Origin of the sequence: Kocuria sp. CPCC 205297, from assembly GCF_040981035.1 — a bacterium.
Classification (GTDB): domain Bacteria; phylum Actinomycetota; class Actinomycetes; order Actinomycetales; family Micrococcaceae; genus Kocuria; species Kocuria marina.
Window position 1 is genome coordinate 151,436 of the sequence record NZ_JAVKPY010000005.1, and the last position, 21,817, is coordinate 173,252.

Consider the following 21,817-nt stretch of genomic DNA (forward strand, 5'->3'; position numbering starts at 1 on the left):
GGACAGGCACAGGCCCCGGCGGAACACGGGCGCGGGACGCCGCACGGCCAGGGACAGCTACGGGCGCGTTCCGCGTGCGGCCCGGGACGAGCTGGGCCCCGGGGGCGTCAGGCAACCTGGCTGATGATCGCCTCGGCCACCTCGCGCATCGACAGCCTGCGATCCATGGACGTCTTCTGGATCCAACGGAACGCCTCGGGCTCGGACAGACCCATCTTGGTCTGCAGCAGCGACTTGGCGCGTTCCACGAGCTTGCGCGTGGCGAACTGTTCCTTCATGTCCGCGACCTCGCTCTCGAGGGCCGTGATCTCCTCGAAACGAGACATCGCGATCTCGATCGCGGGCACCACGTCGTCCACGGTGAACGGCTTGACCACGTACGCCATAGCGCCGGCCTCCCGCGCACGCTCCACGAGCTCGCGCTGGCTGAATGCGGTGAGCAGTACCACGGGCGCGATCCGGTCCTGCGCGATCTGCTCCGCGGCGGTGATCCCGTCCATCACGGGCATTTTCACGTCCATGAGCACGAGGTCCGGGCGGTGCTCGGAGGCCAGGGCGACGGCGCGCTCCCCGTTCTCCGCCTGCGCCACCACGCGGTACCCGGCGTCCTCGAGCATCTCGACGATGTCCATGCGGATCAGCGCCTCGTCCTCCGCGACGACGACCGTCCTGGCTTCGGAACCCTGAGCCTCGGAACGGGCGGCGTGGTCCTGGGCGGGCGCGGCGTCGACGTGGGTCGTCTCGGCGCGGGCGGTGTCGGGCTGCGCGGCGTCAGGGTCTGCGGCGCCCGACCGTTGTGCCCCGGGCGCAGTGGGCTCCGGGGTGTTCGACGAATCCGTCACGGGGACTCCTAGGTTTGGGGACAACTTGGTCGTGTCGACACGGCATCCAACCACGAGTGCCGCGAACGCGCCTCATGGGACACATCACACCCCCGGGCGCGGAAGGGGCGGACCGGTCTCCAGCCTAGACCCATCATGTATGCTGTTATCCGCACCGGCGGCGGTGGCCCGCACTACGGTCCCCTTCCCGGACATGCCCAAGTGGCGGAATTGGCAGACGCGCTGCACTCAAAATGCAGTATGGAGACATGTGTGGGTTCGAGTCCCACCTTGGGCACGACAACTCGCTCCGTCGGAGCACCTTTGGAACGGCCTCGCACCCGCGGGGCCGTTTTTTCGTGGCCGAACACAGGGCGAATGCACGGGGGGGGGTCGTTGGTCTCCCCGCATCCGTGGTCGGGCGGGTGGGTGGACCGGTCGGGAACCTGTCAGCAATGGGGAGTCCCGCCCGTGGTCGACTTCCCAGGATGAAGCCGACAGCCTGAGCACCTCCGACGCAGCTCACACCACGACGGGAGACCCCATGCCGATGCCCAAGGGGATCGGTGCCGAGGACTATTCCGCTCGACTGGAGCCCCACCAACGTCCCCACCTCGAGGCGCTTCGAGACCTCAGCCGTCGCGTGGCGCCGCACGCGCGGGAGGTCCTGAAGTGGAATCAGCCCACGTACGTGCTCGACGACAATACCACTCTGGGGATGCTGTGGAACTTCAAGCACCACTGCTCCCTGCGGTTCACCCCCGAGTTCTTCGCACCCCGCCAGTCACGGGTAGCGGCTGCGGGGGAGGGATACGGCGCCGGGTTCATCAAGCTTCCCTACGACCGGCCCCTGCCCATCACGCTGCTCGAATCCCTCATGCGGGACCGGCTCCCCGATCAAGGCGCGTAGCAAAACCTTTCGGAGACCGTAGGGCCCCAGCCGCTGTTCGCGCGATCGACCACAGCGTCCACGGTCAGCACGCAGAGTGAAGTAAAGGCAGCTCGGACGACGTCCGGACTGCCTTTACTCCACGAGAACATCGGGTCGACACCCACGCGCAGGTGCCGCGACGAGAACAGCTCGCAGCGGTCCGCCATACGGGCGACCCGCGTGGGTCAGCGACCGATCACGGCTCCCGCCACGTGGCGGAACCGGCCATGCCGCCCCACGGCCCCACGCGCTCGCGGGGTTCGCGCTGGGGTGCCTCGCCGGCGTCCTGGAGGTCGCCCACGCGGTGCACCTTCACGAGGTTGGTGGACCCGGCGCGGCCCGGGGGCGAACCGGCGCAGATGATGACCATGTCCTCGGTGTTGGCGAGATCATGCTGGAGCAGGTAGTGGTCCACCTGACGAGTCATGTCGTCGGTGTGCTCCACGCGATCCACCCGGATGGGCTGGACGCCCCACAGCAACTGCAGCCACGCCTGCACGCTCTCCTCGGGGGTGAACGCGAGGATCGGGCGTTCCGGGCGCAACCGGGACAACCGGCGGGCCGAGTCACCCGTCTGGGTGAACGTGCAGATGTAGTTCACGTCCAGCTGCCGGGCGATGGTCACCGCCGCACGGGTGATGGCGCCGCCGCGCGTGCGGGGCTCGGTGCCCAGCGGGGGCATGCGGTCCATGCCCTGCGTCTCGGTGGCCAGGATGATGTTCGACATGGTCTCGAGCGTCTTGATGGGGTACTTGCCCACCGAGGTCTCACCCGAGAGCATCACGGCGTCCGCGCCGTCGAGCACGGCGTTCGCGCAGTCCGAGGCCTCGGCGCGCGTGGGGCGCGGGTTGTCGATCATGGACTCGAGCACCTGGGTGGCCACGATCACGGGCTTCGCCCAGCGGCGGGCGAGCTCGATCGCGCGCTTCTGCACGATCGGCACGGCCTCCAGCGGCAGCTCCACACCGAGGTCCCCGCGGGCAACCATGATGCCGTCGAACGCGTCGATGATCTCGTGCAGCGCATCCACGGCCTGAGGCTTCTCGATCTTGGCGATCACGGGGATCTTGCGATCCTCCTCCGCCATGATCTCGTGCACCCGGGTGATGTCCTGGGCGTCCCGCACGAAGGACAGCGCGATGATGTCGACGCCGCGCTGCAGGGCCCAGCGCAGGTCCGCCTCGTCCTTCTCGCTCAGTGCGGGGACGTTGACGGCCACGCCGGGGAGGTTGATGCCCTTGTGGTCGGACACGGTTCCGGCGACCACGACCTCGGTGGTGACGGCGGTGTCCGACACGGCCGTGGCGCGCAGGGCGACCTTGCCGTCGTCGATCAGCAGCGGGTCCCCCACGTTGACGTCGCCGGGCAGGCCCTTGTGGGTCGTGGAGCACAGCTCCTTGGAGCCGGGGACGTCCTCGATCGTGATCGTGAAGGTGTCACCCACGTCCAGCGCATGGGGGCCGTCCGCGAAGTTGCCCAGCCGGATCTTGGGCCCCTGCAGGTCCGCGAGGATCGCGACCGTGGTGCCCAGCTCTTCGCTGGCCCGGCGCAGGTTCTCGTAGGACGTATTGTGCACGGTGTGGTCACCGTGACTCATGTTGAGGCGAGCCACGTTCATTCCGGCCTGGATCGCCTGGGTGACGTTCTCGTACGAGGAGATGGCGGGGCCGATGGTGGCCACGATCTTCGCTCGACGCATGGGTGACTCCCTTTCGAATGGCGGATGGTTGGTGCATATGACGAAGCGGCCGGGTCGAGCAGCCTGGTGCTGCGCGACCGCGGCCGCTTCGCCGATGTCCGTTCCTACCTTAGCAACGAGCCCTGGGAATTGATATGGCAGGACTCATGGCGGGTGCCGGGAGGATCACGGATGCGGGCGGGTCACAGGCTCAGGTCGATCGCCCGCTCGGACGGGGTCACGGGTTCTGGCAACCGGGTCTGGCCTGTAAGGTGGCGTTCCACGTGAGCGGCGCACGCCCGGCCCTCCGCGATGGCCCACACCACGAGGGACTGCCCACGACCTGCGTCACCGCACGAGAACACCCCGTCCACGGCGGTCATGTAGGTCTCGTCCCGCGCCACGTTGTCCCGGGAGTCCAGCGCCACGGGTAGCTGCTCGGTGAGCTCGCGGGACTCGTTGCCCGTGAATCCCAGGGCGAGCAGGACCAGGTCCGCAGGCAACACTTTCTCGGTGCCGGCCACGGGACCGCGGGAGCCGTCCTCGCGGTACTCGGTCTCCGCGACGCGCAGTCCCGTGACCCGGCCGTCCTGCCCCACGAACTCCACCGTGGAGGCCAGGTACGTGCGTTCGCCGCCCTCCTCGTGGGACGTGGAGACCTCGAAGACCCGGGGCATCATGGGCCACGGTTCCTCGTCCGCGCGGTCCACGGGAGGCTTGCGACCGATCGCGAGCGACGTCACGGACGCCGCACCTTGGCGCAGCGCGGTGCCGATGCAGTCGGAACCGGTGTCACCGCCACCCAACACGATCACGTGCTTGCCGCGCGCGTCGATGGGATCGGGGACGTGGTCCTCGGCCACCAGGTGGTTGGCCCGCACGAGGAAGTCCATGGCGTAGTGGATCCCCGCGAGCTCACGGCCGGGGATCGCAAGCTCACGGGGCCGCGTGGCACCCGTGGCCACGATCACGGCGTCGTAACGCCTGCGCAGCGCGTCCCACGTGATGTCCGTGCCGATCTCCACGCCCGGGCGGAACTTGGTGCCCTCCTGGCGCATGATCTCGAGCCGGCGTTCGAGCACGGACTTCTCGAGCTTGAAGTCGGGGATGCCGTAGCGCAGCAGACCGCCGATCCGGTCGTCCCGTTCGTACACGGCCACCGTGAACCCCGCCTGCGTGAGCTGCTGGGCCGCCGCGAGTCCGGCGGGACCGGAACCGACCACCGCGATCGTCTTGCCCACGAGCCGCTGCGGGACGTAGGGCTTGATGAGGTCGTCGTCGAACGCCTTCTCGCCGATCGCGTACTCGACCTGCTTGATGGTCACGGGCTCCTGGTTGATCCCGAGCACGCACGAGGACTCGCACGGCGCGGGGCACACGCGCCCGGTGAACTCCGGGAAGTTGTTGGTCGCGTGCATCCGCTCGGAGGCCTCGTCCCACCGGTCACGCCACACGAGGTCGTTCCACTCGGGGATGAGGTTGCCCAGGGGACACCCCTGGTGACAGAACGGCACACCGCAGTCCATGCAGCGCCCGGCCTGCTCGTGCAGCGTCCCCGCCTCCTGGCGTTGTTGCACCTCCGCCCAGTCCATGAGGCGCACCGGGACGGGGCGCTTGGGACGGTCCTCGCGTGTGCGGACCTTGAGAAAACCACGGGGATCAGCCACGGCCGGTCACCTCCAGAATCTTGTGCCAGGTGCCGTCGCCGTCCGGGTCGTCCCCGGCGGCTTCGGCCTCGTTGCGCAGTGCGAGCACCGCGGAGTAGTCCCGCGGCAGCAGTTTGGTGAAGCGCGACATCGTGCGGTCCGGGTCCGCGAGCAGTTGACGCGCGAACTCGGACCCTGTCTCCTCACCGTGGCGCTTGATGAGGTCGGCGAGCAACTCACGGTCGTTGGCGTCCGGGTGCTCGAGGTGCAGTTCACCGCTCTCGCGGGCCTGCTTGTTCACGTCCCGCTCGTCCAGGTCCAGCACGTATGCCACACCGCCGGACATCCCGGCCCCGAAGTTGCGGCCCGTCTCACCCAGCACCACGGCCACACCCCCGGTCATGTACTCGCAGCCGTGGTCACCGATGCCCTCGACCACCGCGGTGGCCCCGGAATTGCGCACCAGGAAGCGCTCCCCCACGGTGCCGTTGAAGAACATCTCGCCGCTCGTGGCGCCGTAACCGATCACGTTGCCCGCAATCACGTTCTCGTGGGCCACGAATCCGGCGTCGCGCGGGGGCCGCACGACGATCCGTCCGCCGGAAAGGCCCTTGCCCGTGTAGTCGTTCGCGTCCCCCTCGAGCCGCAGCGTGATACCGCGGGGCACGAAGGCGCCCAGCGACTGGCCGGCCTGACCGGTCAGGGTCACGTCGATCGTGTCATCCGGCAGTTCCCGGGTCCCGAGCGCGCTGGTCACGGTGTATCCGAGCATCGTGCCCACGGCGCGGTCCGTGTTGATCACGCGTTCCTGTACGCGCACGGGTTCACCGCGTTCGATCGCCGGCTGCGCGAGCGGGATGAGCTTCGTGTCGAAGTGCTTCTCGAGCTCGTGGTCCTGGACGCCGGTATTGCGCAGTCCGTCCGTGACCCCTTCCGCGCGGAACGAATCGAGCACGGGGCTCAGGTCCAGCCCCTTGGCCTTCCAGTGCGCCACGGCCTCCCGCGTGCGCAGTACCTCGGCGTGCCCCACGGCCTCCGCGATGCTGCGGAACCCGAGTTCGGCGAGGATCTCGCGCACCTCTTGAGCAATGAACTCGAAGAAGTTCACCACGTGCTCGGCCTTGCCCGTGAAGCGCTTGCGCAGTTCGGGGTTCTGCGTGGCAACTCCCACGGGGCACGTGTCCAGATGGCACTTGCGCATCATGATGCAGCCCTCCACCACGAGCGGCGCCGTGGCGAAGCCGAATTCCTCGGCGCCCAGCAACGCGGCGACGACGACGTCGCGCCCCGTTTTGAGCTGGCCGTCCGCCTGCACGACCACGCGCTCGCGCAGCCCGTTCAGCCGCAGGGTCTGCTGGGTCTCCGCGAGTCCCAGCTCCCACGGCATGCCCGCGTGCTTGAGCGAGTTCAGGGGCGCCGCGCCCGTGCCGCCGTCGTGGCCGGAGACCAGTACGACGTCGGCCTTGGCCTTGGTCACGCCCGCCGCGACCGTGCCAATCCCGCGTTCTGACACGAGCTTGACGTGCACGCGAGCGCGAGGGTTGGCGTGCTTGAGGTCGTAGATCAGCTGCGCGAGGTCCTCGATCGAGTAGATGTCGTGGTGCGGCGGCGGGGAGATCAGCGAAACCCCCGGGGTCGCGTGGCGCGTGCGCGCGATCCATGGGTAGACCTTCTGCGCCATGAGCTGCCCGCCCTCGCCGGGCTTGGCGCCCTGGGCCATCTTGATCTGCAGGTCGTCCGCGGTCGCGAGGTACAGGCTCGTGACCCCGAACCGGCCAGAGGCCACCTGCTTGATCGCGGAACGCCGCTCGGGGTCGATCAGCCGCTCGACGTCCTCACCGCCCTCGCCCGTGTTGGACTTGGCGCCCAGACGGTTCATGGCGATCGCGAGCGTCTCGTGGGCCTCCGCGGAGATCGAGCCGTAGCTCATGGCACCCGTGGAGAACCGCTTGACGATCTCACTCACGGGCTCCACCTCGTCGATGTCCACGGGCTCGCGCGTGGACGCGAAACTCATGAGTCCGCGCAGGGTCGCGAGCTCCTTGGCCTGGTCGTCCACGCGGGACGTGTAGGACTTGAAGATGTCGTAGCGGCCCGTGCGGGTCGCGTGCTGCAACCGGAAGACCGTGTGCGGGTCGAACAGGTGCCGCGGTCCCTCGCGGCGCCAGTCGTACTCGCCGCCCGTGGCGAGGTCCCGGTGCGGCTCGGTGACGCCGTCCTCCGGATAGGCCAGGCGGTGTCGGGACTGGATCTCCGCGGCGATCACGTCCAGACCCACACCCTCGATCTGGGTCCGTGTGCCCGCGAAGTAGTCGTCCACGAGCTCGCTCGACAGGCCCAGGGCCTCGAACGTCTGCGCACCGCAGTACGACTGCACGGTGGAGATGCCCATCTTGGACATGATCTTCTGCACGCCCTTGCCCAGCGCCTTGATGAGGTTCGCCACGGCCTGTTCTTCCGTGACCCCCCGGATCTCCCCGCGGCGCACGAGTTCCTCGGCGGATTCCATGGCCAGGTAGGGGTTCACGGCCGACGCCCCGTAGCCCAGCAGCAGGGCCACGTGGTGGACCTCCCGCACGTCCCCCGATTCCACGATCAGGGCCACCTTGGTGCGGGTCGCCGAGCGCAACAGGTGGTGGTGCACGGCGGAGGTCAGCAGCAGGGACGGGATGGGAGCCCACACGCCGTTGGAATCCCGGTCGGAGATGATGACGAACTGCACCCCGCGGTTCACGGCCGCGGAGACCTTCTCGCAAATCTCCGCGATCCGGGCCCGCAGCGAGTCCGCACCGTCCACGGGACGGTACAGCCCGCGCACGCGCAGGCTCAGGGGCACGCCGTCGTCGTCCAGGTGCACGAACTGGTCCAGCTGGTCGTTGTCGATCACCGGGAAGTTCAGCTGGATCTGGCGCGTCCGGGTCTGCTGCGTGGAGAGCATGTTGGCCATGGGCCCCACGGCACCGGCCATGGACGTGACGAGTTCCTCGCGGATCGCGTCGAGCGGCGGGTTGGTCACTTGCGCGAAAGACTGCACGAAATAGTCGAACAACAGCCGCGAGCGGTTGGACAGCACTGCCACGGGCGTGTCCGTGCCCATCGCGTAGATGGGCTCGGCGCCGGCCACGGCCATGGGACCGATGATCAGCTTGAGCTCTTCCTCGGTGTAGCCGAAGGTCTTCTGCCGCAACCGGATGGAGTGCGGCGGGTGGGTCATGTGCTCGCGTTCGGGCAGCTCCGTGATGGGCAGCACCGAGTCCCGCACCCAGTCCTGCCACGGCTTGGTGGCGGCGAGTTCGGCCTTGATCTCGCTGTCTTCCACGATCCGGCCCTCGTTTGTGTCCACGAGGAACATGGTCCCCGGGGACACCCGGCCCTTGCGGACGACGACGCGCTCCCCCACGTCCACGACGCCCACCTCGGACGCGAAGATCACCAGACCGTCGTCGGTCTGCCAGAACCGCCCCGGGCGCAACCCGTTACGGTCCAGGACCGAGCCCACGCGCACGCCGTCCGTGAAGGACACGCACGCGGGACCGTCCCACGGCTCCATGAGCGTGGCGTGGTACTGGTAGAAAGCCTTGAGCTGCGGATCCATGGTCTCATGGTTCTGCCACGCCTCCGGGATCAGCATGAGCATGGTCTCGGTCACGGGCCGGCCCGCGAGCTGGAGCAGCTCGGCGACCTCGTCGAGCGACTGCGAGTCGGACGCGCCCTCCGAGCAAATGGGGAAAAGGTCCTCGGGCTGGCGGCCCAGCACGGCCCCGGACAGCGAGGACTGGCGTGCGCGCATCCAGTTGCGGTTGCCCACCACGGTGTTGATTTCACCGTTGTGTGCGAGCGTTCGCATGGGCTGGGCGAGCGGCCAGGACGGGAACGTATTGGTGGAGAAGCGCGAGTGCACCACCGCGAGCTTGGTCGTGAACCGCGGATCGGACAGGTCCGGGTAGAACGGTTCGAGCTGAGCCGTGGTGAGCATGCCCTTGTACACGAGCGTGCGGGACGAGAAGGACGGGAAGTACACCCCGAACTTGTTCTGCGCGCGCTTGCGCACGCGGAACGCCTTCTGGTCCAGTTCGAGCTGGGCGGCCACGGGATCGTAGGACGTTGCGTCCTGCGCGAACAGGGACGCCGCCCGCTCGTTGTGACTGCTGTCGGAGACGAAGAACTGCACGAACGTTGGCATCACGGCGCGCGCGGACGCGCCCACGGCGTCGTCGACCACGGGGACGTCGCGCCAGCCCAGGACCGTGAGGCGTTCCATGCGGGCGAGTTCCTCAAGCGAGCGCTTGAGCTCCTCGAGGTGCTTACCGCCGGTGGGCATGAACGCCGTGCCCACCACGTAGGCCCCCTGGGGCGGCAGCGGGAAGTCCACCACCTCGCGCAGGAACTCGTCCGGGATCTGGGTCAGCAGACCGGCGCCGTCCCCGGTGCCCTCGTCCCCACCCACCGCACCGCGGTGCTCGAGGTTGCGCAGGGCCGTAAGCGCGGCGTCCACGATGTCGTGGGAGGCCACGCCGTCCAGGGTGGCCACGACGGCCAGACCGCACGCGTCCTTCTCGTCCTCCGAGCGGTACAGGCCCTGATCCTCGGGCACCGCCGAGAAACGCTCGAACGGGGACACCGGTTCGGCGGCGTCGCGTGGTTCGGGTGCGTCCCGGCGGACGGGATCCGTGGTGCTCACGCGATGCTGCTCGCGGGAGTTCGGGGCTGCTATCTGGTCACTGCTCATGGCGGTACTCCTCACCAAGGGCTGGCAGGTCGAATGCGTCGAACGAGGCCCGGGGAGCACTCGGTGGGTGCGCAGCGGGCGACGCGGGATCCAGGTGACGCGCGTGTCCGCCCCGTTGCGGAAGGAAGCGGCCCGTGGGCCGTGGATCGAACCGGCGGGTCCCACGGATGAGCGGGACAGGCACGGTGCTCGGGTAATTTACCACGTAGGCCATGTCACACGAACATGCGTGACGGATCGCACGGACGACGACGCGGGCCCCGCGGAGTCGTGAAGAGCTCTGCGGGGTCCGCGTGCGGCGTCGTGGTCGGAGACCCGGAGGACGCGTCAGGAACGCACGGCCCGGGCAGGCTCGGCCGCTGCCCCGGCACGAGAGCGGGCACGCCTACCCAGGACCGCGAAGAGGAGGATGCCCGCGATGACGATCAGCAGCGAGGTCCACACGTGCACGCGCACACCGGCGATCATCAGGGCCGGGTCCACGCGCAGGAACAGCTCGATGAGCAGTCGCCCGATCCCGTAGTAGATCATGTACAGCGCGAAGATCCGCCCGTGCGGGTCCCGCATGCGGCGGTCGATTGCGAGCAGCAGCACCACACCCAGCAGGTTCCACAGGCTCTCATACAGGAACGTGGGGTGGAACAGCGTGTCCGCGGGCAGCCCCGCGGGGAAGTTCGGGGACGCCGGGGAGATCTCGAGCCCCCACGGCAGTGTGGTGGGTCTGCCGAACAGTTCCTGGTTGAACCAGTTGCCCCACCGTCCCACGGCCTGGGCAAGCAGGAGTCCGGGGGCCACGCAGTCCGCGAACACGGCGAGCGACAACCCGTTCTTGCGCGAGACGAACCACGCGGCCACGGCGCCGAACAGCACGGCACCCATGATGCCGAGTCCGCCCTCCCAGATGCGGAAGACGGCCAGGGGGTCCGCGCCGGGCCCGAAGTACCCGGCGGGGTCCGTGATCAGCACGTGGTAGGCGCGCGCCCCCACGATCCCGGCGAGCACCGCCCAGAACACGATGTCCCACAGTACGTCCGGGTCCTGACCGCACTGCTTCCAGCGCCGCATGGTGAGCCAGATGGCCAGGGCCATGCCGAGCAGGATGCACAGCGCGTAGAAGTGCACCGTGAGCGGCCCCAGGTGGATGCTGCTGATGCTCGGGGACGGGATGGAGGCGGGCAGCACCGGCGGCATCAGTCGCGTCCCGCGAGGTGCGCGGCGAGCTCACCCACGGCCTGCGGCCCGCCCTCACCGAGCGCGCGCACGAGAGCCGTGCCCACGATCACGCCGTCCGCGTACGCCCCGATCTCCAGCACGTGCTCGCGGCTGGACACCCCCAGGCCCACGCACACCCGCTCCGCACCGGCCCCGCGTGCGCGGGCGACGACGTCCTCGGCGGCCGAGGACACCTGGTCCCGGGCCCCGGTCACGCCCATCACGGACACCGCGTACACGAAGCCGGAGGCCGCGCTCACAGTCATGTCCATGCGCTCACGGGTCGTGGACGGGGCCACCAGGAAGATCCGGTCCAGACCGTGCTCCTCGGAGGCCGCGAACCATTCCGTGGCCTCGTCCGGGATCAGGTCCGGGGTGATGATCCCGGCTCCCCCGGCGTCCTTGAGCCGGCGCGCGAACTCGTCCACGCCCGCCTGCAGCACGGGGTTCCAGTACGTCATCACCACGGGGACCGCGTCCGTCTGCTCGGCGACGGCGCGCACCACGGTGAACGCGTCCTCGACCCGGAAACCGTTGGCGAGCGCCTGGGTGGTCGCCGCCTGGATGACCGGTCCGTCCATCACGGGGTCCGAGTAGGGAATGCCGATCTCGATGATGTCCGCGCCGTTGCGACCCAGGGCCACGGCGGCGGCGGCGGACTCCTCGACGGTGGGGTACCCGGCGGGCAGATAGCCCACGAGGGCCGGGCGGCCCTCGGCCTTGCACTGTTCGATCCGCCGCGACAGCGCGGAGTCCGCGCTGCGCGTGAGGTCACGCGGGACGATGCGTTCGGTCAAGCCCGCAGGGGTGTGCTCGGTGGTGCTCACAGTTGTTCGCCTTTCTGCGCCACGCGTTCCTCGTGGCTGTCCTGCGGGAGGAGGTCGAACCATTCCCCCGCGGTGGCCACGTCCTTGTCGCCGCGCCCGGAGAGCGAGACCACGATGATCTTCTGCGCCGCTTCCTCGGGCCCGAGTTCCGCGACCCAGCGGGCAGCGACCTCGCGGGCGCCGGCGAGCGCGTGGGAGGACTCGATGGCCGGGAGGATGCCCTCGGTGCGGCACAGCAGCCGGAAGGCGTCCATGGCCTGGACGTCCGTGACCGCTTCGTAGTTCACGCGCCCGATCGAGTGCAGGTAGGAGTGTTCCGGCCCCACGGCGGGGTAGTCCAGGCCGGCGGAGATCGAGTGGGACTCCACGGTCTGCCCGTCCGGGTCCTGCATGAGGAACGTCTTGGCGCCGTGCAGCACGCCCGGTCGGCCCAGTGTGATGGTCGCGGCGTGGCGGCCGGTCTGCACGCCGTCACCCCCGGCCTCGTTGCCGTAGAGCTGCACGGACTCATCGTCCAGGAAGCCGTGGAAGATCCCGATGGCGTTGGACCCGCCGCCCACGCACGCGGTCACGGCGTCCGGGAGGCGGCCTGCCTGCTCGAGGATCTGCGCGCGGGCCTCCTCACCGATCTGTTCGTGGAAGTAGCGGACCATAGCCGGGAACGGGTGCGGTCCGGCGGCGGTGCCGAGCAGGTAGTGAGTGGTCTCCACGGACGCGACCCAGTCCCGCAGGGCCTCGTTGATCGCGTCCTTGAGGGTGCGGGAACCGTTCTTCACGGCCACGACCTCCGCTCCCAGCAGCCGCATGCGCGCGACATTGAGCGCTTGGCGGCGCGTGTCCTCCTCGCCCATGTACACGCAGCACTCCATACCGAACAGAGCTGCTGCGGTGGCCGTGGCCACACCGTGCTGGCCCGCGCCTGTCTCGGCGATCAGCCGTGTCTTGCCCATGCGCCGGGCCAACAGGGCCTGCCCCAGCACGTTGTTGATTTTGTGGGAACCGGTGTGGTTGAGGTCCTCACGCTTGAGGAACACGCGCACCCCGAGTTCCGCGCCGAAGCGCTCGGCCTCGGTGAGCAGGGAGGGCCGGCCGGAGTACTCGCGGGAGAGCCGCTGGAACTCGTCCTGGAAGGTCTCATCCGTACGAGCCTTGTCGAACGTCTCGGTCAGCTCGTCCAGGGCCGCCACGAGGGACTCGGGCATCCACCGGCCACCGAAGTCCCCGAAGTAAGGGCCCGGGGCGTGCCGGAGGGACTCGGCGTCCCGTGCGGAAGCCTCCCCCGAGACCTGGGCCGCGGCGAGTTCCTCCTGCGCGGCGGTCGGGGTGGCCCCAGCCAAGTACTCGGCCCGGGACATTGCGCCGACCTCCCGGAAGCGACCGATGGTCTGCGCGGGGTCCTCGGCGCGCACGAGCACCTCACCGGTCAGCACCGCGTTGGCGCCGTGGCCCGCGTACAACCGGATCTGCTCCTCCCCCAGGACACCGGACTCCGCCACGATCACGGCCTCGCGTGGCAACCGCTCGGCGAGCCGACCGAACGTGTCCACGTCCACGTCCAGGGTCTTGAGGTTGCGGGTGTTCACCCCGATGATCCGCGCACCCACGGCGACGGCGCGATCGATCTCCTCCTCGGTGTGCGTCTCCACGAGCGCATGCATGCCGAGGTGGTGGGTCAGTTCGAGCAGCTCCCGCAGGGTGGCGTCGTCGAGGGCCGCCACGATGAGCAGCACGATGTCCGCACCGTGCGCGCGGGCCTCCCACACCTGGTACTCCTCGACCACGAAGTCCTTGCGCAGCACGGGGATGCCCACGGCGCGGCGCACGGCGTCGAGGTCCGCGAGCGAGCCCCCGAAGCGGCGCTGCTCGGTGAGCACCGAGATCACGGAGGCCCCACCGCGCTCGTACGCGGCGGCCAGCTGCGCCGGGTCCTCGATCGCTGCGAGCGCACCCTTGGACGGGCTCGAGCGCTTGACCTCGGCGATCACCTGCACGGACGCGGGATCCGAACCGCGCAGCGCGGACTCGGCGTCCAGCGCGGGAGTCTGTTCCGCGGCGGCATGGCGCACGTCCAGCAGGGACACCGATGCCTTCCGGGTCTCGAGGTCCTCGCGCACCCCCTCGATGATCCGGTCCAGCACCGTACCGGTGTGCTGCTGCGTCATGCGATTCCTCACTTAGTTCTCGGTGCACGCCGGCGTGCGGTGCTCCCGGCGCGCGGACGACGATGACCAGTTCCCCGACAGCGCGGAACTGGTCATCGACGGATGAATGCGGTACCGATCCCCTGCGGCGATCAGTGGGACTTGGTCTTGGACCCGCCCTTGCCGTACCCCATGGACTTGAGCACGCCGCCCACGATCACGCCCACGATGATCAGACCGATGCCCACGACCGTCACAGGGACCGAAGCCATCACGAAACCCACGCAGCCCACGATGACACCCACGGTCATCACGCCCACACAGGCCCACGCGGCCACGGTGTTGCCGTGGCCCACCGCGGCGGTGTGGTCCAGGATGATCTGATCGGTGTTCGACATGCGTGTCCACTCTCCCGTGCCGGTTGAGCCGCTCGGCTCTTGGATTGCCGGTCCCGCGTGAGCCGTGGGACCGAGGATTCTCTGACCCCATTGTGCCACTTCCCGGCGCGTGCGCGCCGCAGCCCACGCGGTTCAGTCGGTTTGTGTAGGGTCCTCGCCGCGGGTCAGCGCGTCCCACGCGTCGATGTCGTCCACGTGCTCCGCGGCCTGGGTCTCCCCTGCCGAGGCCTCGCCACCCCGCGGGTGCATCGCGGCCGTCATCGCGGCGGTCCCCACGCTGCCGGCGACCGCAGCGCGATCGTAGCGTTGCGCATTGCGCCGTCGCGCGTGCCGGGCGACCACCGCGAGCCACACGCCGCACAGTGCGAGCAGCACCGCGGCGGTCACGGCGGCCCACGGCCACCCGGTAAGGGCGTAGTCCCCGCCGTCGTTGATCACACCCGTCTGCGCGCCGACCGTGGGTTGCGCGGCCGCGCGCGGGTCCCCCGTGACGGCCAGCACCGCGAGCATCGCGCCCACGCCCGCTAGCGCGACGACGGCGCCCACGATCGTGCGCAGTACCCGGCCTCCCAGCGCGGAGGCCACCGCCGCGACGGCGGCGACAAGACCCAGGGCGGTGACGGCCGGAGCGGCGTCGGCCCCGGGGACGTCGACCGTGACCGACTGCAGGGACGTGGGGACGTCCGCGTGGATCCAGGTGGCGGTGGTCGTGGCGAACAACGCCAGGGCACACAACAGCGTGACCAGGACGGCGGGTGCGGTGCGGCGCAGCAACGTCAGCTCCTCGGGGGACGGGAGGCCCGGGTGTCCGTGCCCGGCTCGCGCAGGGTCTGGGCGATCAGCGCGGCGCGCAACGGCGCGGTGGCCTTGTTGAGGGATTCCTGGGCCTCGGACTCGGGATCCGAATCAGCCACGATACCGCCGCCCGCCTGGACGTACGCCGTACCCTCGAGCAGCAGCGCCGTGCGGATCGCGATCGCCATGTCCATGTTCCCCGCGAAGTCCATGTAGCCCACGACGCCGCCGTAGACCGCCCGGCGCAGCGGTTCGTACTCGTCGAGCAGGCGCAACGCGCGAGGCTTGGGCGCGCCCGAGAGCGTGCCCGCGGGGAACGTGGCGGCGAGGACGTCGTAGGCGGTGACGTCCTCGCGCATGCGCGCGACCACCGTGGAGCACAGGTGCATGATGTGGCTGAAACGCTCGATCTCCATGAACTCGCTCACGTCCACGCTGCCGGGCTCGGCGACCTTGGAGAGATCGTTGCGGGCCAGGTCCACGAGCATGAGGTGTTCCGCGCGTTCCTTCTCGTCCGCGAGCAGGTCCTGGCCCAGGGCCACGTCCTCGTCCACCGTGGCACCGCGCGGGCGGGAGCCCGCGATCGGGTGGGTCATGGCCTGGCGGCCCGTGACCGTCACGAGCGCCTCGGGTGAAGAACCCACGATCGAGTACGGCCGACCTTGGGCGTCCTCAAACGAGTACAGGTACATGTACGGGCTCGGGTTGATCCGGCGCAGCGTGCGGTAGACGTCCAGCGAGCTCGCGTGGCACTCAGCCTCGAAGCGGCGCGAGACCACCACCTGGAAGATGTCGCCGTCCACGATCGCCTGCTTGCCGCGGTCGATCGCGGACATGAACAGCTCCCGGTCCCACGACTGGCGCGCGACGGACTCCACGTCCGTGAGCTCCGGTGCTCCCTGCTCCGCGATGGACACCGTAGTGCGCTCGAGCGGGGTGGCCAGGCGAGTCACCATGGAGCGCAACCGGGACACGGCGTCGTGGTAGGCGGCATCCACGTTCTCGTCCGTGCCGTTGACGTTCACGGCATTGGCCACGAGCAGCACGGAGCCGTCCTTGCTGTCGTGCACGGCCATGTCCGCGACCAGGTTCATGGCCAGCTCGGGCATGTGCAGGTCATCCTCGGGCGGGTTGGGCAGGGTCTCCCAGCGGCGCACGGCCTCCCAGCCCACGAAACCCACCATCCCGCTCGTGAGCGGTGGGACGCCCTCGAAGGGTGCGGTGTGCAGCAACTGCATGGTCGCGCGCAGTGCGTCGAGGGGATCGCCGTCCACCGGTGCCCCGGCCGGTGCGTCACCGATCCAGTGCGCCTGCCCATCCCGGGAGGTCAGCGTGGCCACGGAACCGGCACCCACGAACGAGTAGCGGGACCACACCCCGCCCTCCGCGGCGGACTCGAGCAGGAACGTGCCCGGGCGGGGTTCGCCCTCGCGGGTCACGAGCGCGCGGTACAGACCCACGGGGGTCAGTGAGTCGGCGAGCACCGTGGTGCGCACCGGGATCACGCGGCGGGTCGCGGCATACTGCCGGAACTCCTCAAGGGTGGGGGTGATGCTGCCGAGTTCGTGCATTTAAACCGCCTGTTCCGCGTAGAGGTCTCGATCGTCGAAACACGTGCGCGAGCCCGTGTGGCATGCCGCGCCGTGCTGGTCCACCTGCACGAGCAGGGCGTCCCCGTCACAGTCCAGGCTCACGGAGTGCACGCTCTGGTAGTGCCCGGAGGTGTCCCCCTTGCGCCAGTACTCCTGGCGGGACCGCGACCAGAAGGTCACGCGGCCCTCGGTCAGGGTGCGGTGCAGGGCCTCGTCGTTCATCCAGCCCAGCATGAGCACCTCCTTGGTGTCGTACTGCTGGATGATCGCCGCCACGAGTCCCGCCTCGTTGTGCGAGAGCTGCTCGGCGATGCGGGGGTCCAGGTTGTGGGTCGTGAACGCGTCCGTGGCGGTACTCATCCGCGTCTCCTGGTTCTGGGACATCAGCGCACCTCGTAACCTGCGGCACGCAGGGCGTTCTTGACGTCCGCGATCGCGTCGTCCGGGCCGAAGTGGAACACCGAGGCCGCCAGCACCGCGTCCGCGCCGGCGGCGACCGCGGGCGGGAAGTGCTCGGGTGCCCCGGCCCCGCCCGACGCGATGAGCGGAACGTTTACCCGATCCCGCACGGCGGAGATCATCTCCAGGTCGAAGCCCTCGCGGGTCCCGTCCGCGTCCATCGAGTTGAGCAGGATCTCCCCGACCCCGCGTTCCTCGGCCTCCCGGGCCCACTCGAGCGCGTCCAGGCCCGTGAGCGTGCGCCCACCGCGCGTGGTGACCTCGAAACCGGACGGGGTGTTGCCCGTGCGTTTCGCGTCCAGGGACAGCACGAGCACCTGGTTGCCGAAACGGTTCGTGATCTCGTCGATGACCTCCGGGCGCGTGACCGCCGCGGTGTTGATCGAGGCCTTGTCCGCGCCGCAGCGCAGCAACCGGTCCACGTCCTGTGCCGTGCGCACGCCGCCGCCCACGGTCAGGGGGATGAACACCTTCTCGGCGGTGCGGGCCACGACGTCGAACATGGTGTCCCGCTCGCTCGAGGACGCGGTCACGTCCAGGAACGTGAGCTCGTCCGCGCCGGCCAGGTTGTAGCGCGCCGCGAGTTCCACAGGATCCCCCGCGTCCCGCAGGTTCTCGAAGTTCACGCCCTTGACCACGCGCCCGGCATCGACGTCCAGACACGGAATGACTCGTACGGCCACACCCATTACGCCACCGTCCTCACTGCTCTCGACTTCTCTTCGCCCGCGCCCGCGTCAGATCCGCGCGGCCTGGATGGGTGAGACCAGGATGGCCCGGGCCCCCACCTCGTAGAGCGCGTCCATGACCTTGTTGGTGTCGCTCTTGCGCACCATCGCGCGAACGGCCACCGCGCCGTCGTGACCGAGCGGGGAGATCGTGGGGCCCTGCATACCCGGGGTGATCTCGGTGGCGGCGGGCAGCAGGTCCTCGGTGATGTCGTAGTCCATCATCACGTACTGCCGCGCGACCAGCACACCCTGCAGACGACGTCGCAGCACGCGCAGTCCTTCGGGTTCCGGTTCGTCGCCGCGGCGGATGAGCAGCGCCTCGGAGGTCATGATCGGTTCGTCGAAGATCTCGAGGCCCGCCGCGCGCAGGGTGTTGCCGGTCTCCACGACGTCCGCGATCGCGTCCGCGACACCCAACCGGATGGAGGATTCTACGGCGCCGTCCAGGCGCACGACCTCGGCATCCACGCCGCGGTCCGCGAGGTAACGCTCCAGCAGCAACTGGTAGCTCGTGGCGATCCGCTTGCCCTCGAGTTCCTGCACGGACTCGAACTGGCCGCGCGGGCCGGCCAACCGGAAGGTGGAACGGGCGAAGTCCAGGCCCAGCTCCTCCTCGGCCTCCGCGCCGGAATCGAGCAGCAGGTCCCGTCCGGTGATCCCCAGGTCCAGGGTGCCGCCACCCACGTAGATCGCGATGTCCCGCGGGCGCAGGTAGAAGAACTCCACGTGGTTGTCGTTGTCCACCAGCACGAGTTCCCGGGTGCTGCGCCGCTGCCGGTAACCGGCCTCGGTGAGCATGGTGATGGCGGCTTCAGACAGCGCGCCCTTATTGGGCACGGCTACTCGCAGCATGGGATTCCTTTCCGCGGGGCGCAGATGACGGGGATCGGGGCGGTGCCCGGAGCGGGTGACGCGCGGGGCTCAGAGGTACTTGTAGACGTCCTCGAGGCTCATACCCTTGGCGATCATCATGACCTGCACGTGGTAGAGCAACTGGGAGATCTCCTCCGCGGCCTCGGCGTCGGACTCGTACTCGCACGCCATCCAGACCTCGGCGGCCTCCTCGACGACCTTCTTCCCGATGCCGTGGATCCCGGAGTCCAGTTCCGTGACGGTCCTGGATCCCTCGGGGCGTTGCTCGGCCTTGGTGCGCAGTTCGGTGAAGAGGTCTTCGAAGGTTTTCACCCCTTCAGGGTAATGGGTGCGCGTGCCCGTCCCGAACGCGTGGCACATGCACGCCGCTCAGACCCCGTGCTCGCGCAGGGTCAGGGCGGTGCTCAGGGCGGCGTGGGCCGCCTCGTAGCCCTTGTCCTCGTGCGAGCCCTCGAGGCCGGCACGGTCCAGGCCCTGTTCCTCCGTGTCACACGTGAGTACGCCGAAGCCCACCGGGGTCCCGGTGGCCACGGACACGTCCGTGAGTCCGGAGGTCGCGGCGTGGCACACGTAGTCGAAGTGCGGGGTGCCGCCGCGGATCACGACGCCGAGCGCGACCACCGCGTCCGCCGTCTCCGCCAGGCGGCGGGCGGCCACGGGCAGCTCGAAGCTCCCGGGCACGCGCACCTGCACGACCGTGCCGGTGTTCGCTTCCGTGAGGGCGCGCAGGGCGCCGTCGAGCAGCCCGTCCATGATCGTCGTGTGCCAGCTCGCGGCGACCACGGCCACGGTCAGGTCCGAGGCGTCGAGGTCCGAGGCGAGGGTGGTCGGGGCGCCGTGTCCGCTCATGATGTTTCTCCTGGGTTGAGGTGGGTCAGGTGGTGGTGCATGCGGTCGCGCTTGGTGCGCAGGTAGTCCAGGTTCTCGGTGCGCGCGTGGACCTCGTGGGGGATCACGTTCGCCACGGTGATCCCGAGCGCCTCGAGCTTGGCGACCTTGTCCGGGTTGTTGGTCAGCAGCCGCACCGTGGTCAGGCCCATGGCCGCGAGGATCCGGGCGGCGGCGGTGTAGTCCCGGGCCTCCGCGGGCAGCCCGAGCATGGTGTTGGCGTCCACGGTGTCCGCTCCGCCGTCCTGGAGCTTGTAGGCGCGCAGCTTGTTGATCAGCCCGATCCCGCGGCCCTCGTGGTTGCGCAGGTACAGCACCGTGCCCCCGTGGCGGGAGATCCGTTCCAGCGCCAGGTGCAGTTGCGGTCCGCAGTCACAGCGCCACGAGCCGAAGACGTCCCCGGTGAGGCACTCGGAATGCAGCCGCAGCAACGGTGGCAGAGCGGCTTCGTCGGCGGGCGGGGGTGCCGTGAGCGAGACGTGCTCGGCGGCGGGGATCCCCGACGGCTCCGGAACGCGCCAACCGGTCACCGAGAACGTGCCGTACTCGGAGGGCACGGTCACGGGGTCGCTGTGGTGCAGGGGCTCCGCTCCCGGAGCCGCGTGATTGTCGGCCGGTGACGCGTGTTCGGGGATCTCACCGTGGTCGAAAACGCTCATGCGATGCGGTCTCCCTCCCCCGTGGTGTCCACCGACGGCGCGGTGGCGCCCCCGGCGACGTCGACGGCGCTCGGTCGAGTTGTGCCCTTCGCGTCCTGAGCCGCGGCACCGGCGTCGTGCGCGGCCGCCCGCGGGACGGCGTCCTCGGCGGCATCCGTCGCGTCCAGGTGGGCGATCAGATCGGCGATGCTGATCATTACGAGCCCGTGCTCGTCCGCGAACCGCCGCAGGGCGGGGGCGCGCAGGGGCTGCCCGGCGTCGTCGACGATCTCCGCGATCGCACCCACGGGCTCGCACCCCGCGAGCCGCGCGAGCTCCACGGCGGCCTCGGTGTGCCCCGCGCGTTCGCGCACCCCGCCAGGGACCGCGCGCAGCGGCAGGATGTGGCCGGGCCGCGTGAGCTCGGCCGCGGTGGTGCCGGGCAGCGCGAGCAGTCGCGTGGTCAGCGCCCGGTCCCGCGCGCTGATCCCGGTGGTGATCCCGGTGCGGGCGTCGCACGTCACGGTGTACGCCGTGGCCTTGGCGTCCTCGTTGTGCTCGGTCATGGGCGGCAGGGCAAGCCGGTCCGCGCGCTCGTCGGTCATGGGCACGCACACCACCCCGGAGCTGTGCCGGATCGTGAAGCCCATGAGGGGCTGGGTCGCGTGCTGGGCCGCGAACACCAGGTCGCCCTCGTTCTCCCGGTCCTCGTCGTCCACGACAACGACCGCCGCACCCGAGGCCATCGCGGCCACGGCGTCCGCGACCGGATCGAGGGCGACGCCGCGCGGTGTCGCGGGTGCCGCGTACGAGGCCAGGCGCTCGGCGTACTTGGCGAGCACGTCCACCTCGAGGTTGACGGTGGAACCCGGCGTGCGAGCGCCGAGCGTGGTCGCGCGCAGGGTCTCCGGGATCAGCCCCACCTCGAACCACGCCTCGGGCTCGTCCGTGGAGTTCACCGCAGTGACCGTGAGGGACACGCCGTCCACGGCGATCGAACCCTTGACCGCGATGTAGCGTGCAAGAGCCACGGGGACTCTGATCCGCACGGTCTCCCATCCGGTGTGGGACGTGCGCTGCACCACGGTGCCCACGCCGTCCACGTGCCCCTGGACCACGTGCCCGTCCAGGCGCTGCCCGGCTGCGGTGCAGCGTTCCACGTTCACCAGGTCACCGTGTCCGAGCGCCCCCAGGGTGGTCAGGCGCAGTGTCTCGCCCATGACGTCCGCGGTGAAGTCCCCCGCCGCGCCCGAGGGGACCGCGGTCAGGCACACCCCGTTGACCGCGAGTGAGCCGCCGTGGGGCAGGTCCGCGACGAGTGGCCCCGCGGACACGTGCAGCCGGGCGGCGTCCTGCGCCAACCGTTCCACACGTTCCACGGTGGCCTGGGCTTCGACAATTCCGGTGAACACTGATTCTCCTTGGGGATCCGGGGTGCGCGGGGTTCTCGGGAACTTC

At 69.7% G+C, this 21,817-nt stretch carries 18 protein-coding genes and 1 tRNA gene; 2 read left to right on the forward strand and 17 right to left on the reverse strand.

The features are described from left to right. Positions 1-107: 107 nt before the first annotated feature. Positions 108-842, reverse strand: a complete 735-nt coding sequence (locus RF650_RS06180) for an ANTAR domain-containing response regulator (protein WP_276401459.1) — start codon at positions 840-842, stop codon at positions 108-110. Positions 843-1,037: 195 nt separating this feature from the next. On the opposite strand from RF650_RS06180, the gene RF650_RS06185 reads away from it, so the two are divergent. Then, a tRNA-Leu gene (locus tag RF650_RS06185) sits at positions 1,038-1,119 on the forward strand. Between the two features lie 246 nt (positions 1,120-1,365). Continuing rightward, the gene (locus tag RF650_RS06190; protein WP_131332876.1) at positions 1,366-1,731 is read left to right on the forward strand and encodes an iron chaperone; all 366 of its coding nucleotides are present in this window, start codon (positions 1,366-1,368) and stop codon (positions 1,729-1,731) included. Between the two features lie 217 nt (positions 1,732-1,948). On the opposite strand, the gene pyk is transcribed toward RF650_RS06190, so the two are convergent. The 16 genes from pyk to ribB all read right to left on the reverse strand — a co-directional run bounded on the left by pyk (position 1,949) and on the right by ribB (position 21,771). Further along, positions 1,949-3,451, reverse strand: coding sequence for a pyruvate kinase (gene pyk / locus RF650_RS06195; RefSeq protein ID WP_239318572.1), 1,503 nt, complete (start codon positions 3,449-3,451; stop codon positions 1,949-1,951). A gap of 182 nt (positions 3,452-3,633) precedes the next feature. Further along, positions 3,634-5,097: a glutamate synthase subunit beta gene (locus tag RF650_RS06200; RefSeq protein WP_131332874.1), complete on the reverse strand. Its 1,464-nt coding sequence runs from the start codon at positions 5,095-5,097 to the stop codon at positions 3,634-3,636. After that, positions 5,090-9,805: a glutamate synthase large subunit gene (gltB, locus tag RF650_RS06205; RefSeq protein WP_368814425.1), complete on the reverse strand. Its 4,716-nt coding sequence runs from the start codon at positions 9,803-9,805 to the stop codon at positions 5,090-5,092. Before gltB ends, RF650_RS06200 begins: the two co-directional genes overlap by 8 nt. A gap of 327 nt (positions 9,806-10,132) precedes the next feature. Further along, a complete protein-coding gene (gene lgt / locus RF650_RS06210; protein WP_312797214.1) occupies positions 10,133-10,996 on the reverse strand; it encodes a prolipoprotein diacylglyceryl transferase in 864 nt (287 codons plus the stop codon). Beyond that, positions 10,996-11,802: a tryptophan synthase subunit alpha gene (gene trpA, locus RF650_RS06215; RefSeq protein ID WP_312797240.1), complete on the reverse strand. Its 807-nt coding sequence runs from the start codon at positions 11,800-11,802 to the stop codon at positions 10,996-10,998. Before trpA ends, lgt begins: the two co-directional genes overlap by 1 nt. Positions 11,803-11,840: 38 nt before the next feature. After that, positions 11,841-14,006 carry a bifunctional phosphoribosylanthranilate isomerase/tryptophan synthase subunit beta gene (locus RF650_RS06220; RefSeq protein ID WP_368814426.1) on the reverse strand — a complete coding sequence of 722 codons (2,166 nt, stop codon included), beginning with the start codon at positions 14,004-14,006 and terminating at the stop codon, positions 11,841-11,843. A 131-nt stretch (positions 14,007-14,137) separates the two neighbouring features. After that, complete coding sequence (locus RF650_RS06225; protein ID WP_098054460.1) at positions 14,138-14,383, reverse strand: HGxxPAAW family protein; 246 nt, start codon at positions 14,381-14,383, stop codon at positions 14,138-14,140. A gap of 132 nt (positions 14,384-14,515) precedes the next feature. Next, positions 14,516-15,157, reverse strand: a complete 642-nt coding sequence (locus RF650_RS06230) for a Trp biosynthesis-associated membrane protein (RefSeq protein ID WP_368814427.1) — start codon at positions 15,155-15,157, stop codon at positions 14,516-14,518. A 2-nt stretch (positions 15,158-15,159) separates the two neighbouring features. Continuing rightward, complete coding sequence (locus RF650_RS06235) at positions 15,160-16,749, reverse strand: anthranilate synthase component I (RefSeq protein ID WP_064846824.1); 1,590 nt, start codon at positions 16,747-16,749, stop codon at positions 15,160-15,162. Next, complete coding sequence (hisI, locus tag RF650_RS06240) at positions 16,750-17,154, reverse strand: phosphoribosyl-AMP cyclohydrolase (RefSeq protein ID WP_368814428.1); 405 nt, start codon at positions 17,152-17,154, stop codon at positions 16,750-16,752. It abuts the gene before it with no gap. Continuing rightward, positions 17,154-17,918 carry an imidazole glycerol phosphate synthase subunit HisF gene (hisF, locus tag RF650_RS06245; protein WP_064846823.1) on the reverse strand — a complete coding sequence of 255 codons (765 nt, stop codon included), beginning with the start codon at positions 17,916-17,918 and terminating at the stop codon, positions 17,154-17,156. Before hisF ends, hisI begins: the two co-directional genes overlap by 1 nt. A 48-nt stretch (positions 17,919-17,966) precedes the next feature. Then, positions 17,967-18,812, reverse strand: a complete 846-nt coding sequence (gene hisG / locus RF650_RS06250; protein WP_131332867.1) for an ATP phosphoribosyltransferase — start codon at positions 18,810-18,812, stop codon at positions 17,967-17,969. Positions 18,813-18,881: 69 nt separating this feature from the next. Continuing rightward, positions 18,882-19,145: a phosphoribosyl-ATP diphosphatase gene (locus tag RF650_RS06255; RefSeq protein WP_035962118.1), complete on the reverse strand. Its 264-nt coding sequence runs from the start codon at positions 19,143-19,145 to the stop codon at positions 18,882-18,884. Between the two features lie 57 nt (positions 19,146-19,202). Continuing rightward, a complete protein-coding gene (gene ribH, locus RF650_RS06260; RefSeq protein WP_368814429.1) occupies positions 19,203-19,682 on the reverse strand; it encodes a 6,7-dimethyl-8-ribityllumazine synthase in 480 nt (159 codons plus the stop codon). Further along, entirely contained in the window at positions 19,679-20,380 is a 702-nt protein-coding gene (gene ribA, locus RF650_RS06265) for a GTP cyclohydrolase II (RefSeq protein ID WP_082943382.1), read from the reverse strand. The genes ribH and ribA overlap by 4 nt, the downstream gene beginning before the upstream one ends. Further along, entirely contained in the window at positions 20,377-21,771 is a 1,395-nt protein-coding gene (gene ribB, locus RF650_RS06270) for a 3,4-dihydroxy-2-butanone-4-phosphate synthase (RefSeq protein ID WP_368814430.1), read from the reverse strand. The genes ribA and ribB overlap by 4 nt, the downstream gene beginning before the upstream one ends. Positions 21,772-21,817 lie beyond the last annotated feature (46 nt).